Raw genomic sequence first — 14,592 nt, 5'->3', positions numbered from 1 at the left:
CAGAAAGCCGTCAGCTATCAGCTTTTTTTTTTCCTTGCTGTGTCTAGATTTGTTGAGCAACAGATAATTTTCACTAACCGTTGGGGAGGCGCGAAGTTATGACGAATCCTATACACATTACCCACGAAGAAGTCGCTGCTTTTCTCAACCGAAAGCTGAATGTAGAACTTGATCGCAAAAGCCTCCGCTACTTCATTCCCAGAACGTACCTTGTCAAGCCTCCTAGTATTCCTTCAGGTTATCAGCCCGATGTCATAGTCTTAGACAAAGATGCCGTGCAAGATGAGCCACTGTGGAAGAAATCATCAACGATCTCACAGGGAAAGTCAGTCAAACTGGCAGTAGAAGTTGTCAGCACCAACTGGCGAGACGATTATCTGACCAAAGCCAGGGATTATGAGGAAATGGGCATTCCGGAATATTGGATTGTTGATTACTTGGGGTTAGGCGGTAGACGCTTTATTGGCAATCCAAAGCAACCCACTTTTTCGGTCTACCAGCTAGTTGAGGGTGAGTACCAGGTTAGTCAGTTCAGGGGAGATAACCGCATCGAATCCCCAACATTCCCAGAGTTGAACTTGACCGACGCTGGATTCCGGAGGAAACCTCCGGAATAGGAAGCGCGGTCACTTGTGACAGCACAACAAGTCTTTAGCGCTGGGGAATGATTTGACACAACTCCACCGAAATGATGCTCGTTCCGAGTCGTTTTGCGATCGCCTATCATTAGCGACTATCACTAGGGCAAAGCAAGTTACTCTGGCTTCAGGATACTGCTTAGGGTTACCCAGCGATCGCTTGTGAGTGATTCTCGCATCGCTGTCTCATCCGTAAACGTTTCTTGTAAAAGCCGTCCTTCATAAACCAGCCTGACTTCACTTACCTGAAACGGCCAAGGAGATATCGTTATCTGGTGAGGGTCATCGCTGATGTGGGTTAACTTTAGTACGGTTTCGCCATCAACTGTCGGCACCTGCTCTAGCTGCTGAAAATCCGTTAATTTCTGACACACGATTAGTGAAAGAGCATCCCAGGCTGTCACCAACTTTTGATTGTGCTTGATGACTTCTGGTGTTGCATAAGGGGCATAGTACGGGTCTTTGTTCAGACTAGCAATGAGCTGTTGTTGAAAGGCATACTGACTATCGAGGAATTTCTGTACGATTTGACTAGACTCGGCAGAGTTCTGCCAACCTCGATATCGCTCGTATAGCCCAGTGCCGTGTAGTGAGATCAGCAATGACGCATACCTACCCAAAGGCATTGCTAGCTGTTTAGCACCTGACCAAATCTCGATATGCACTGGTGTCGGCAGTTCAGTGAACCGATAGGGGTAGCCAGTTTGGAGGTTGAGAGTGGGTGCTTGTTCCCAAAAGAGCCAGCCGATATCATGTTGCTCTGCGGCTAGACAGACTTCAGACGTGGGGACAAACTGCCCAAACTGTTCATTGCCCCAAGCCCGCGCCAACTCACCCGCAACCCAAGCGTGCTTCGGTTGTGTGATGCAGATAAGTCCCTCTTTGGATGAACGATGCAGCATGAAGTGAGGTGTTTTCCTATATGATACTTGCGACTGGGGACTGGTGATTGGGGAAAGAAACTTTCATCTTTTTCGTTGTGTACGTTCGCTCCTGATGGTGCAGGAAAATTTGGTCATCTTCCAAAACCGCATTTTGCCCAATGTGGGAGAACCAGCGCGGTGTCAGCTTCATGAACAAGCCAGGTACTTTGGAGGAAAACTTGAAGGGAAAGCGTGCAAAGATGCGGCAAGAACCCTTGCGAATTGGGGTAGCGTAAACGACGGTTAATGTTCTACCAAACTGCTTGGATGTCAGGTCATGCCACATCAACCCTGGTGCAAGGAATGTTGTATCCTGTTGCCCCAGCGTTCCTAGTCGCGGCCCAGACTCCCAAACTCCTTGAAAGCCCTGTTTTCCTGACTCTTTCACCTCAAGCTCAACGGGACCAGCAAACGATCTATTCCCGACCGACCGATGGTGCGTGTAGGGAATATGGCTAGCATCAATCACGTTCTCCAAGAGCGTAAGAGCGTCATAAGGAAGGTCTCTAAACGTGTCAATGCAGACCCACTCGGAAGGCGATTCCTCTAGTGCCTCAATGATTGGAACTGGAGTTCTAGAAGCATTTTCTGGCAATCCAGGATAGGCGAACAACAGTCCCTGCCTTTCGGCTGTAGGTAGACTCACCACACAGGTTCTTTTGGAAGCCTGCGCTGCTAAGTCCTCAACCTGCTGCGGGATGCGATCGCACTGACCTTCGCCAGAGAAAGCCCAACCGTGATAAGGACACTCCAACAAACCGTCATCGGCAATCCTACCTTCTGAAAGAGGCGCAAGGCGGTGAGGGCATTTGTCCTCAAATACCCTCCAACAGGAGGCAGTTGAGTCCCACCAGATGACAAAGTCTATAGCCAGCAGCGTAAAGGGTGTTGGTTTTGACTTATCCAGGTCAGAGACATAATGGACTGGGTACCACCCCTCCTTCCAGTCAAACCTCAATGGGTCAGAACCACCAGCAGGTAGAGAATTAACATCGCTAGGCGATAGGGTTTTCATAAAGTTATCCACAAGGAAAGTCAGCTTTTTTATGGTGATAACTCTAGTCTGACGAATATAAGTAGTACTGGCTTGTTTGAGAGTGATCGCTCTCCACAAAACAAGCCCCCAACCAAGACTAAGACGGAGGCTTGTTTTGAATTCTAGTTACTAGTTAACGAGAGTCAGTTCCTTGATTAGGCGCACCAACCACCTTAACTTCACCTCCAGGAGCTTCAGGTTCGGCACCGGGACTAACGTCAGAACCGGATTCTTGACCCGTCATGCGATATCTCTCATCAAGCGGAGTGTTACCCTCTTCTGTGTTTGGGATGTGTGTCTGGGTTCCAGGATTATCTTCAGGGTCATATTGAGCGTTATCGTCCCGATTATCTTGAGGATTATCTGATGTCATAATTTGTATCTCTTGTTGTTATTCCACAAGGTTATTAATCAGTGAATTGTGAGTGTTCTATCCTCAGACAGGACTGGCTCTATCACTAATTCTGGAGAAATCTTGATTGGGAATGATAATCCTTGGTATGTCCAAGCACAATCAGGCTTAACGTTTGTTGGCAGGTGGTGCGGTACAAAATACGGTTTGGCGATCGCTTACATTTACGGGAAAGACTAGAACAAAAAACGATGGTTCAAACAGCAATTACTCAAAGCATCAAAACACTCAATGATGCTCATGCCAAGTTCGAGCTGCGGCGGACAGAGGACGAGCAGTTCTTTACGGAATGGTTTGAGGAGTTGTCCGAACTCACCCAACAGGAGCAAGCCGCGTTAGACCCGATTAGATACAGATACCGCTACCATCAGGCAGATGGACCCCTAGCAGAAGGGGCGGTCAATCTCATTGTTGTCTCTCGTTTGCTGGAACTAGCGGGTTTTTATGATTCCCCTTTTAAGCTGCGCTCCGAAGTATCGGTTGAAGTCACTACTGTTATTGAAGATGAGATTCTGCGGGGACGTATAGATTTTTTGGTGGTGCTGGATCGATTCTGGGTTGTGGTGCTTGAAGCTAAGCACACCGACCTTAACATTGAGTTAGCGATTCCCCAAGCCTTAGCGTATATGATGGCGAACCCTCATCCCGTTCGCCCCATTTATGGCATGGTGACGAATGGGGGGACGTTTGCCTTTTTGAAGCTAAGCCAACAAGCACCTCCTCAGTACGATGTATCAGATGTATTTTCGCTTCTCCCTCACCGAAACCAGCTCTACGATGTTCTCCAGATATTGAAGCGGGTAGGTCAGATAATCTCTCAGGAATAAGTATGGATAGTGCTACTCGCCTTCAGACGCTTCTAGTTGATTCGCCTATTGGAGCTGTACTACCTGTGATCGCACTTCTCAATCTCCCTCACTGGTGGTTGGCGGGTGGTGCGGTACGAAATACAGTTTGGCGATCGCTGTTTGGCAACGACTGTCAGTTAGTCATCAATGACTTTGATATTGCCTTTTTTGATGCACTTGGCAATCGTTCCCAAGAACTCACGGCAAAGGCTACCCTCACAGCGCAGTTTCCTGACTACAAGTTTGATGTCAAAAATCAAGCAAGTTTTGCACGTTGGCGTCCAGGTCGCAGACCCTACAGTAGCACTGAAGATGGAGTTACTGATTGGCTGCACACGGCGACGGCTGTAGGTGTTCGGTTAGATACTCAAGGGCAATGGCAGTTCTTCACTCCTTATGGTCTGGATGATTTGTTTAATGGCATCATCCGACCTACTCCAGCGCATATACACAACCCGGATGCTGAGAGTAAAGCGACTTCGTTTTTACAAAAATGTCCTTGCCTGCGGCTAGTTTGAAATATGTGGCTGTTCTATATTACTCCCCTGCAATCTCTAACTCAGCTTGCTGCCCTCATCCTCTTTGACTTTTAACGTTAGCTAATCACCACACCTGAAGTATTACCGATGCTTTGGCGACCGTGGGGTTCTAGTAGGCTAGTCATATCAGGACCGGAGGGGATGATTCCACCAGGATTGAGTGGGAATAGGTTTCCGTAGTAGTCTTGCTTCACACTCTCTAGGCTACAGGTGCTAGCAACTCCGGGAAGCTGATACAAGTCGCGAAGGTAGCCTCCTAGGTTTTTATAGTCCTGAATTCTCCGGCGATTGCACTTGAACAGCCCGTAGTACGCCACATCAAAGCGGAACAGCGTAGTGAAAAGACGGACATCTGTAAGTGTAACCCTGTCCCCACAGAGATATCGACTCGTCTCTAGTGCTGCGTCAATCTCATCTAGAGTTGCAAACAGTTCATCGCAGACATGATTGTACGCTTCTTGGGTCTGAGCAAAGCCGCAACGATACACGCCGTTGTTTACCGAGTGGTAGATTTTTTCGTTCCACCAGTCAATCTTCTCCCTCAGTTCCTCCGGATAGAGGTCTAGTGTAGGATTCTTAGCGAACTCGTTGAACTGAGAATTCAGCATCACGATGATCTCAGCACTTTCATTGTTGACGATCGCTTTTTTCTTCAAGTCCCACAGCACAGGTACTGTAGAACGCCCACTGTATCCTGGTTCTGCCAGTTGGTACAGCTCAGCTAGTGTACGGCAGCCTTCCTGCTCTTGATTTAGCACCCAACCCCCTTCAGTTGGTGAAGGAGACACCACGGACACTGATATTGCCTCTTCAAGTCCCTTTAATGCCCGAACGACGAGGGTGCGGTGTGCCCAAGGGCAGCCGAGTCCAACGTAGAGGTTGTAGCGTCCCGCTTCTGGTGGATGGAGGTTGCCTTCCTCCGATCCCGCGAAGTTCCTAAACTGGCTGCTTGGACGAATGTACGCGCCCTCCTTGTTGCGTGGGGCGAGGTTTGACATCATGATGTGCCAGAGAGTTGTCCAGACAAACTTGCCGAGTTTGATGATGAGCTTCGGAGGGAGCGACTTGCCCTTCTTTTTAGGTCTGGGAGTTTCGGTCTGTGGTTCGGAGAGATTTTCGTCTGGGGAAACACTAGGTTGTGACATGACCGCCGAGCTTATTTGGGCTGAAGTGGAGTATTGGTTTCCATGGTAGGGCGATCGCTAGCAATATAGTTTTTGCCGTTTAAATGACTCTCTAGATCAGTGAATAGTTGATACTCTACTAACCCATTATCAGGTAGGGTAAATCTATTGTGCAGAAGGCTATGACAATCAAAAACCTTATTCCACTAGTTCTTTTGGTCTTCGTACCCATTTCGCTGGCGGCTGATTTATTGAATTGGGGTGAAGAAGCTGTTTTTGTGACTTCCACACTCGCCATTATTCCCCTCTCGATTTGGCTTTCCACGGCGACGGAGAAGGTAGCGGTAGTCACAGGCCCGTCGGTTGGAGGATTAGTTAATGCCCTGTTTGGCAATGCAACGGCACTAATTATTGCCCTAATGGCACTACGCAAAGGGCTGGTGGATATTGTTGAAGCCAGCATCACGGGCAGTATTCTGAGTGCGCTACTCCTTCTATTAGGGTTAGCGATGCTGACTGGGGGACTGCGTTACAAAGAGCAAGAGTTTAAGCCGATTTTGGCAAAGGTTAATGGCTCATCAATGACGCTGGCAGTAATTGCGATTGCACTGCCGACGATGGTGATTGATACCTCAAATATTGTTGATGCGATCGCAATTCGCAATCTCTCGCTGGTGGTTTCAGCAATACTAATTGTCGTCTATGGATTGACGCTCCTTTTCTCCCTCAAAACCCACAGCTACCTCTATGAAGTTGGATTAGCTGATGAAGAAATTGATGGAATCCCCTCTTTCCCAGAACCGGAACCGTCCTTAAAACAGAGATGGTCTAAATTATGGGTGTGGATTGTCGTCCTATTAGCGTCTACTGTCGCCGTTGCCTTTGAATCCGAGATGTTTGTCGCTGTCATCGAGTCTCAAACTCAGCGCTTTGGACTCACTCCCCTATTTACCGGAGTGATTTTGCTGCCGTTGATTAGTGATGTTGCAGGATACATCATTGTTGTTCGGCTTGCCCTGAAAAATCAAATGGATTTAACCGTTTCTACGGCAACGGGCGATAGTTTGCTGGTTGCTCTATTTGTTGCTCCAGTTCTAGTATTCGTAGGTCAGGCAATTGGTCAACCAATTGATCTCAACTTCAATACTTTTGAAGTAATTGCTTTAGCGATCGCAGTTATGGTCACCAATCTCATCAGCTTTGGTGGACGGTCAAACTGGCTCGATGGCACCCTCCTCTTAGCCACCTACCTGATTCTTGGAGTCGCTTTTTACTATCACCCAGCTTGAAAAAGTTGCTTATTTATGCTTGCCATTCAGAACGAGTAGCAACACGAATTTGTGTCGTTCTGGAACAGGATAAGGCGATCGCTTATCTTGAGAAGAGCTGATTAAAAGCAATTTCCCCAGCACCTTAGGCTACTGCTGTTGGTTTAAACTGAGATCTTGCACCATTCTCAACAAACCCACATACCCGCCGTAGACTCAAGTCCACGGCTCATAGCCCAAGTCCATTAAAATGGACTGAAATCCTTGCACAGTAAGTATTTAGTCTACACGTGGACTTTCGCTAAAAGCCCTAGGGTTTGAACCCCTGGAGGGTTATTGCAAAGGAGTGCAAGATGTCAGTTCAAACGCTCTACAAACGCCTGATGCTCTGCCGTCTGTAGTCCCTGCTGTAGAACCGCTAAAACATCAGGCAAGTTCCCATCTCGCAATGCATTCACCGCTAGCCATAATCCAGGGAAAACAAAAGAGCGAATCACACCTGCCTCATCCGGTTGCAGTGAAACATATCTCCCCTCTTGGAGGCTGAACCAATCTAAGCGATTCTCATAAATTTGCCAGACAATATACTCTTGAACTCCATTACGACGATAAGCATTGAGCTTGTCGTTGAGGTCATAGGATGCACTACTAGCTGCGATTTCTGCAACTAGCTCTGGTGCCCCTTCAATATAATCATCATCACTGATACGAGAATTACCACCCACCTCTGGCTCGATTCGCAGTAAGGCATCGGGTTGAGGCTCGTTGTCAAGGTCAAGGCGTACAGTAGTGTTATCGCCCATATCCACACCTGATGTTGCAACCCAATAGGCTGTTAGCCAAGCCATAAGCTGAGCATGGGGTCTACCATGATTGGTCATCCTCACAGGTGAAGCCACGTACACTACTCGTTCAATTAATTCAGCTTTTTTAATCTGCGGCATTGCCTGATAGCGACGCTCGAATTCCTGGCGAGTAAGGCGATCGCCACTTTCTAAGGGAGGAAGGTGAGTGGTAGGACTAACTGACATAGGGTGGGGCAACTTCTACGCTTTTAATTAAAATTTATCTCTTCGCCTGCCATACGACGAGTTGCTTGATTCGTTGCAGTAACTTCGAGAAAAGCGTTTGTGATCGCATTTTCCCTTTGCAACAACCTAAGCCGTACTTCCACTCTCGCCCTTAATCACTGCTGCACCAATTAAATGAGCTAGACGCAAGGCTTCTGGCACTTTCCCGCAGTCCGTTAGACGTTCTAGTACCGAGAACGTTACCTTGGGGCAAGCACCGCATACTTGAAAGAAAAAAGGTGGATAAGCATGGATAGTTCCAGCTCTTTGCAACCGCTCAAGACGTTGCTCTGGTTGGGGTAGGCGGCGAATCGCTTGTTCTACAGCCGCTAGGTTGGGCATCCGTCGCATTACAGCGACACAAGGTAATTGCAGTTGCTCTGAAAGCTTCGGTAAGTCAATTACATTAAATCCACCGAAGGCAATGCCATCGAAAAGGGCAACATGGAGTTGTGGCAAAAACTTTCGCCCCAATAGCAACTCTAAGATCACATCTGTTGCATCCCAACCATCCTGCTCGACTTGTCCCCACACCATCCCCTCAAAGCGAGTCCCTGCACAAACAACACCAGCAATTGATACACTCCCACCTGCGTTGCGGATAAAGGGAGCATCGTCAAAGCCAATGACGCGAATCACTCGATTGAGTCTGAGCAGAGAGGCGAGTTCCATCTGACAAACAAGGGTGTCGCGGCTGGAAACTAGGGATTGGAAGCTGACTCCAACTGATAGCGTACAACTGACTGTGCTACCTGAGCTGTTGCTTCTAGGAGTTTGGGGTCTACGACTTTGTCGCCTGGTGAGTGGTAGTTTGGGTCTTGCCCCCGATAGAAGAAGGCGACAGGCACCCCGGCGGCAGAAAAGGGTTGATGGTCACTGTTTCCTGTATCGCGAATTTTGGAAATCTTTGGGTCTGCTTTCTGAGCTAAAGCTGTGAGTGACTCAGAACCTCCGACAAAAAGCTGGTCATTGACACCAACCATATCAAAGTTTAGCATCGCTTGAAGCTTAGGCAGGAACTGAGGTTCGGCTGTATTAACAAACGCCTTTGAGCCTCTTAACCCGTCTTCTTCACCATCGAAAGCAACGAACCAAGCTTGATGACTCTGTGGGGTATTCGCAAGGCGACGAGCGAGTTCAAGGACAACGGCTGTACCGGAAGCGTTGTCGTTCGCACCCGGAGATTTGGGTACTGAGTCGTAGTGAGCGCCAAGGAGTATTTTTGGCTGCTTTACATCCGGGAGATGGGCGATGATGTTGTAACCCGTTACAGTTTGTCGGCGAACATTGACGTTGAGATTTGCTCTAAGTGACTCTGTACTCGCTTTTTGCAGCAGTGGTTCCCCTTGTTCACCCGATAGCCCAAACACAGGAATATTTACTTCATCCCCTAGCATCCCAAACAACGGCTTTGGGCTAGTGTTGACAATCACTAGACCAACGGCACCCGCTGTAGCGGCATTCTTAGCTTTTTCCAGGAAGGGAATTTCACCACGGCGTACAATTGCGATCGCCCCTGTCACATCAACAGTGGTAAAATCATCAGGTCGCCCAACGCCGGGGATGAAAACGAGAGGCGCACTGAGTTGACCCGCAGCTGAACTCTCAAGCGCCCGACCTTCAATGGTTACATCTTCAACTCTAAGGGTTGAGCCGAGGTCTTCAAACTTTGGGTAGGTAAATCTTCCCAGCTCAGTCATATAGCCAGCTTGACGGTATTCCTCGATCAAATAGGTACGGGCTTGCTCCGAGGCAGGTGTCCCAGCGACACGCGGCCCAAAGGCGACGAGAGCGGCTACGTCAGATTCAACAGTGTTGGGAGTAAGGGTACCCAGTGTTGGCAGACAAACTAAAAGCAATCCGAGAATTGCCCACCACCAGAAGCGAATAGAGGATAACTTCAAGCGCGATAACCTTTAAAAATTTTCTTCTAGGTTGGCTTCAGGTTCAATGGTAACTTGACCCTAAAGGTTGTCCCCACTCCTACTTCGCTGTCTACTGTGATTTGACCCTGGTGTAACTCCACGCACTTTTTTGTGATCGCTAAGCCAGCTCCTGTTCCCTCGATCGTACCCGTATTACTGGCTCTGTAGAAGGAGTCAAACACTTGCTCTTGCTCATCTTTTGGGATGCCAATGCCTTTATCCTTAATGCAGAAAATCGCCTGCTCTTCCTGACACACTAAATCGAAATGCACAGTTCCTGTTTTGGGAGAAAATTTAACAGCATTGGATAGTAAATTCGTCAAAATCTGCCGCAGCAGCTTCTCATCGAGATTTGCCTGAGTGGCATTTCCCTGAACCGAAACAATAATTTGAGGAGAACCCTCATCTACCTGGTTCCCTAAACTCAGTTGCCAATCGTCAATCATCTCACGACACCAATTCTCCAAATCTACCTGAGTTGGGTTGAATTTCAGTTGTCCGGCTTCGGCTTGACCAATGAGGATAACATCACTAAGCAAATTGCTCATATGTTCAACAGCGTCCTCAATTCGCTGGAAATGTTTTAACTTTTTCTCCTCTGTCCAATTCTGGCTATAACATTTGAGTAAGTCGCTAGACGAGCGAATCGTTGTTAGTGGGGTGCGGAACTCGTGGGAGATGGTGGTGATAATCTGAGATTGAAGTTCAGCCAGTTCTTTTTCCTTGGAGAGAGCATTGCGAATCACGTTCTCTGTGCGTTTGCGCTCGACGATTTCAGTTTCCAGCTTCAGTTTCTCTCTCTCTAAAGCTTCCGTATAAATCCGCTCCGTAATATCTCTGATGATGCCGGAGATGCCAGTCAAACTTCCATTCGCCGACTGTGTAGGATGGGCATGAATTTCCACCCAACGAGACTCTCCTGTCTTGGTCAAATACCTGATCTCTTGCAGACAAGAGGCTTCTTTGCCTTTGAGGAGTGACTGCCATAGTTCCTGATGTAGTTGCTGATCATCTGGATGAACGTACTTCAGGAAATTTGTCCCTACACTTTCTGCAACGGCAAAGCCAGTGAGATCTGTCCAAGCCGGATTGAGGAATGTCCAGGTACCAGCCGCATTAGTCTGGAAGATTACTTCTTTGACGTTTTCAACTACAGATCGATACTGTCTCTCCCTCTCCCGCAACGACTTTTCTGCCCAACTTGCTTCGAGAAGACGACGGACACGCCGCATTAATACAGGGGGGTGAATTGGTTTAGTAACTAAATCAGTAGCACCCGCTTCAAATGCCCAATTAACCGAGGCTTGGTCATTGAGTCCAGTGATCATCAACACAGGAGTGCGTAGAGCGGAGCTACCGTCAAGGGAATCGCGTTCCATAAGCGTTTGCAGTTGGGCGCAGCAGGCAAAGCCATCCATTACGGGCATCATGGCATCTAGCAGCACCATATCGGGCTTGTATTTCTCATAAGCAGCAAGACACTGCTTTCCATCCCCCGCTTCTTCCACCTTGTACCCTTCGGTTTCCATAACTTGCCGAAGCATTAGTCGTGTGAACCGATCATCATCTGCAATTAGGATGAGGCAAGAATCTCGATCACTGGAGTTTGTCATACCTAAGCCCTCTGACGCTTTTGTTGCAGCGCTACTTTGACTTTTTTTGTACTCGTCGTATTGAACCTGTGACATAATTGCTGAGGCACCTGTTGTAGTCTTAGGGTTCCCAATTCTTTCAAGATTTGCACAAAAATTGTCCTCAAGAGATTGTACTCTTCAAAAAGAAGTGATGATTTTTGCTACGCGATCGCACCCAATAACGACCAGTCTTGGCATCCAGATCAAGAAAAGACTGTATTCTAACAACCCAATCCTGTCACTGCATCAAGACTAAGCAATTCAGACATTCAAAATGTTCGTCTTCTAAATGGATAGGAGCAGCAAGCCTTATAGCTTTTCGCTATATACAACTCGAATGCCTATTAGCTTAGCAATGAAGGTTAAAAACATAATTTTTGCCTGTAACCGATTGGTGGTAATAGGCACCAGAGGATTGCTGTAGCTACTTCCCAATACAAAAGCGACTGAAAATTCGATCAAGAACGGATTCAGTAACTTCCTCACCTGTGATTTCTCCCAATGCTTGAATCGCACCTCGAAGATCGATTGTCCAAAAATCTAAGGGTAATTGCTGGGTGATTGTCTCTTGCACTTGATGAAGTGATAGTTTTGCTCTGGTTAAGGCAGCAGCTTGCCGTTGATTTATTGCTAAATCTAGATCAGCGGCTTTGAGCTTGTCTGTGTGTACTGCCTCAAGAATCGCTTTTTCCAAGCCTTCAATGCCTTGGTTGTGAGCAGCAGCGGTTGTAACACTATGGTTAATGCTGTTTGGGAAGGATACTGTAGCAGAGGGAACGAGGTCGGTTTTGTTAATGACTAGAATCAGAGGGCGATGTTGCACCTGCTCATAGATTTCCTGATCAGCAGTTGTCCAGCCAGTTGTTGCATCAATTGTAAGTAATACTAAGTCAGCCGCTTGAGCCGCACGACGCGATCGCTCTACGCCGATTTTCTCCACTTGGTCAAGTGTTGGACGTATTCCGGCTGTATCCAGCACTTGTACAGGTATCCCTCCAACCACCAACTGCGACTCAACCACATCACGGGTAGTGCCAGGGAGATCGGTTACGATCGCGCGATCGCTTCGACTCCAAGCATTCAATAAACTGGATTTCCCAACATTTGGACGCCCAACAATGGCAACTTTTAAACCTGTGCGGAGCAGTTCTCCCTGATCAGCGGTTGCCAGGATACAAGTCACTTCCGCTAATACTTGCTCAATTTGGGCAACAACCGTGGCTTCATCTAATGGCGGCAAATCCTCCTCAAAATCAATTCGAGCTTCAATTTCTGCCAAGATATCGAGACAATTGGCTCGTAGTTGGCGAATTGGCACGGCAAGCTTCCCTTGTAAGCCCGCAAGCGCTGCTTGTGCGGCTTGGGGTGAGCGAGAACCGACTAAGTCGGCAATACTTTCTGCCTGAGTCAAATCCAAACGCCCGTTTAAAAATGCCCGCAGAGTAAACTCGCCGGGTTGTGCCAACCTTGCTCCTTGCTCGATGCACAACTGCAATACCTGCTGGACTGGCATGATACCGCCGTGGCAATGGAATTCCACAACATCTTCACGAGTGTAGGAGCGAGGAGCTTGCATAATTAGCAACAGAGCTTCATCGACTAGTTGTTGCGTTTGGGGATGATGCACATATCCGTAGAGAATCCGGTGACTTTCCCAAGCCTGATGCCCTGGTGGGTGAAATAGGGTACGAGCGATCGCAATTGCCTCTGCACCCGATAGCCGTACAATCCCTACACTCCCCTGTTGTGGGACAACCGCAGTTGCGATCGCGGCAATTGTTTCGCCTTGTACGAACATCTGGGACATCTTCGCTCTACCTAGCCTTACTTATCTCAGCCTACCAACAGCTTGAGGAAGAGTGGATTGATGACAAAGGATAATTTTGACTAAAGCGAAATCTCTTGCGAGGAAGTACGGTTACGCACAAGTGTTTCTGTCATTGTCGCTAGCTGTTCTAGTTTCGCTTTTATCTCGGTGGCTTGTTTGCGATAGTTTAGCTTTTTCTTAATAGCCGCACGCGCTAAGTCTTCCCGATTTTGAGAAACGGCTTGCTGTGCAACCTGATGCCAAGCGTTCATCTCAAAAACAGCTTTATTGTACTGGGGTTGGATGTTGTCCCAAACAACTTTAATGTCTGCTAGTGCTTCGTTCAACAACGGTATAGCATCGTCTGGGTTAGCGTCCTGAAGGGCTTGTTTAATCGGTTCAGCCAAGGTTTCTGTGTTGATATGGCTGAGTACTGGCAGAAAATCTTTAACTTGCTGACTTTCACTTCGTCCCGTTTTGCACCAGGTAGCAAAGTGTTCGCAGTTATTAAATAGCAGGTTGTAGTATCTTTCGCCTAATCGACTCATCGCTCGTTGAACCACTACATCGGGAATATAACAGACTGAGTAAGACCGCACATAGATTTGAGACTTTGAGCGAGAAGTAAAGGTAGCCAGTGTTGTACGCTCAATTGTGTCCGTCCCTTTACGCCAATGGATAACGGTGCCGTCTCCACAGTCAATTCCATGATGCTCGTAGACACCCTGAATGTTGAGAAATTCTTTGATAACGTAGATTTGATCGCCACGCGCCATAGTTCTAGATTGTAATTTTCATATTCATTTGTGATCTGCCCCTCAGTTGGTTGAATCTATAAGGTAAATCCGCTTTCTTTATAGAACCCTACGTTATTTGAGATTTCATTAGATCTGTCGTTGGATTAGATTCGCGATCGCTTCTTTAAGGTAAGTCGAGGAGAGGAAGGTTCCTTTCTTCCACAATTTCATCCTGTGCCTTATCGATAATATTAAGCTTCGTTGCATTTAATTAAGTAATTTGTCTTTTTCTCATTTAACTCTATGAAATCCTGTTATTGTTCATATCTACATTCATAATAAGAACAAAAAAAATGAAAGCTTCACAAAATCAAAAACCTCTGGGTCAATCAATTGGTTTAGGTATTGTCTTAGTGGTAATGAGCGTGAGTGTTTTTGTCTTAATGCTCACGCAAAGCAGTGCCTTGCAATAAAACAACTTAATATCAATTCAGCAATTCATCCACTGCTTTTAGTCGTGGATGAATTATTTTACAGATTTGATTGTTGTAGTAAGAAAGTTTATTGCTTGGACAGATTGACATCCTCCCCGACAATCAAGGTGCGGGGATTCCAAAGATCACTCCTTGGG

The 14,592-nt window shown here is 47.3% G+C and carries 15 protein-coding genes; 5 read left to right on the top strand and 10 right to left on the bottom strand.

What is annotated here, in order from left to right; all coding sequences use genetic code 11:
- Positions 1-98 precede the first annotated feature (98 nt).
- Entirely contained in the window at positions 99-617 is a 519-nt protein-coding gene (locus AC5JL3_RS21865; protein ID WP_496076490.1) for a Uma2 family endonuclease, read from the top strand.
- A 137-nt stretch (positions 618-754) separates the two neighbouring features.
- Here AC5JL3_RS21865 and AC5JL3_RS21860 read toward each other — a convergent pair whose 3' ends face one another.
- The 3 genes from AC5JL3_RS21860 to AC5JL3_RS21850 form a co-directional block, all read right to left on the bottom strand.
- The gene (locus AC5JL3_RS21860; RefSeq protein ID WP_496076489.1) at positions 755-1,540 is read right to left on the bottom strand and encodes a DUF3891 family protein; all 786 of its coding nucleotides are present in this window, start codon (positions 1,538-1,540) and stop codon (positions 755-757) included.
- 16 nt (positions 1,541-1,556) lie between these two features.
- Complete coding sequence (locus tag AC5JL3_RS21855; RefSeq protein ID WP_496076488.1) at positions 1,557-2,576, bottom strand: aromatic ring-hydroxylating dioxygenase subunit alpha; 1,020 nt, start codon at positions 2,574-2,576, stop codon at positions 1,557-1,559.
- A 154-nt stretch (positions 2,577-2,730) separates the two neighbouring features.
- Positions 2,731-2,970, bottom strand: coding sequence for a hypothetical protein (locus tag AC5JL3_RS21850; protein ID WP_496076487.1), 240 nt, complete (start codon positions 2,968-2,970; stop codon positions 2,731-2,733).
- 48 nt (positions 2,971-3,018) lie between these two features.
- Here AC5JL3_RS21850 and AC5JL3_RS21845 point away from each other — a divergent pair, with 48 nt between their 5' ends.
- From AC5JL3_RS21845 to AC5JL3_RS21835, 3 genes are read left to right on the top strand one after another with little or no spacing between them, the layout of a single operon-like run.
- A complete protein-coding gene (locus AC5JL3_RS21845; protein ID WP_496076486.1) occupies positions 3,019-3,189 on the top strand; it encodes a hypothetical protein in 171 nt (56 codons plus the stop codon).
- 11 nt (positions 3,190-3,200) lie between these two features.
- Positions 3,201-3,836 carry a type I restriction endonuclease subunit R gene (locus AC5JL3_RS21840; protein WP_496076485.1) on the top strand — a complete coding sequence of 212 codons (636 nt, stop codon included), beginning with the start codon at positions 3,201-3,203 and terminating at the stop codon, positions 3,834-3,836.
- Between the two features lie 2 nt (positions 3,837-3,838).
- Positions 3,839-4,375 (top strand): nucleotidyltransferase family protein, encoded by a 537-nt coding sequence (locus AC5JL3_RS21835; RefSeq protein WP_496076484.1) that lies wholly within the window; start codon positions 3,839-3,841, stop codon positions 4,373-4,375.
- Positions 4,376-4,452: 77 nt separating this feature from the next.
- Here AC5JL3_RS21835 and AC5JL3_RS21830 read toward each other — a convergent pair whose 3' ends face one another.
- Entirely contained in the window at positions 4,453-5,541 is a 1,089-nt protein-coding gene (locus AC5JL3_RS21830) for a glutathione S-transferase family protein (RefSeq protein WP_496076483.1), read from the bottom strand.
- A 161-nt stretch (positions 5,542-5,702) separates the two neighbouring features.
- Between AC5JL3_RS21830 and cax the strand changes: the two genes are divergently transcribed.
- Positions 5,703-6,809 (top strand): calcium/proton exchanger, encoded by a 1,107-nt coding sequence (gene cax / locus AC5JL3_RS21825; RefSeq protein WP_496076482.1) that lies wholly within the window; start codon positions 5,703-5,705, stop codon positions 6,807-6,809.
- Between the two features lie 335 nt (positions 6,810-7,144).
- Here cax and AC5JL3_RS21820 read toward each other — a convergent pair whose 3' ends face one another.
- The 6 genes from AC5JL3_RS21820 to AC5JL3_RS21795 form a co-directional block, all read right to left on the bottom strand.
- The gene (locus AC5JL3_RS21820; protein WP_496076481.1) at positions 7,145-7,819 is read right to left on the bottom strand and encodes a Uma2 family endonuclease; all 675 of its coding nucleotides are present in this window, start codon (positions 7,817-7,819) and stop codon (positions 7,145-7,147) included.
- A gap of 126 nt (positions 7,820-7,945) precedes the next feature.
- A complete protein-coding gene (locus AC5JL3_RS21815; protein WP_496076480.1) occupies positions 7,946-8,530 on the bottom strand; it encodes an endonuclease dU in 585 nt (194 codons plus the stop codon).
- Positions 8,531-8,559: 29 nt separating this feature from the next.
- Entirely contained in the window at positions 8,560-9,762 is a 1,203-nt protein-coding gene (locus AC5JL3_RS21810; protein WP_496076479.1) for a M28 family peptidase, read from the bottom strand.
- Between the two features lie 26 nt (positions 9,763-9,788).
- A complete protein-coding gene (locus AC5JL3_RS21805) occupies positions 9,789-11,471 on the bottom strand; it encodes a hybrid sensor histidine kinase/response regulator (RefSeq protein ID WP_496076478.1) in 1,683 nt (560 codons plus the stop codon).
- 370 nt (positions 11,472-11,841) lie between these two features.
- Entirely contained in the window at positions 11,842-13,224 is a 1,383-nt protein-coding gene (mnmE, locus tag AC5JL3_RS21800) for a tRNA uridine-5-carboxymethylaminomethyl(34) synthesis GTPase MnmE (protein WP_496076477.1), read from the bottom strand.
- 80 nt (positions 13,225-13,304) lie between these two features.
- Positions 13,305-14,000, bottom strand: coding sequence for a lecithin retinol acyltransferase family protein (locus AC5JL3_RS21795; RefSeq protein ID WP_496076476.1), 696 nt, complete (start codon positions 13,998-14,000; stop codon positions 13,305-13,307).
- Between the last annotated feature and the right edge of the window lie 592 nt (positions 14,001-14,592).

Source organism: Symplocastrum torsivum, from assembly GCF_059505465.1.
This window is presented reverse-complemented; position numbering and strand designations above follow the sequence as displayed.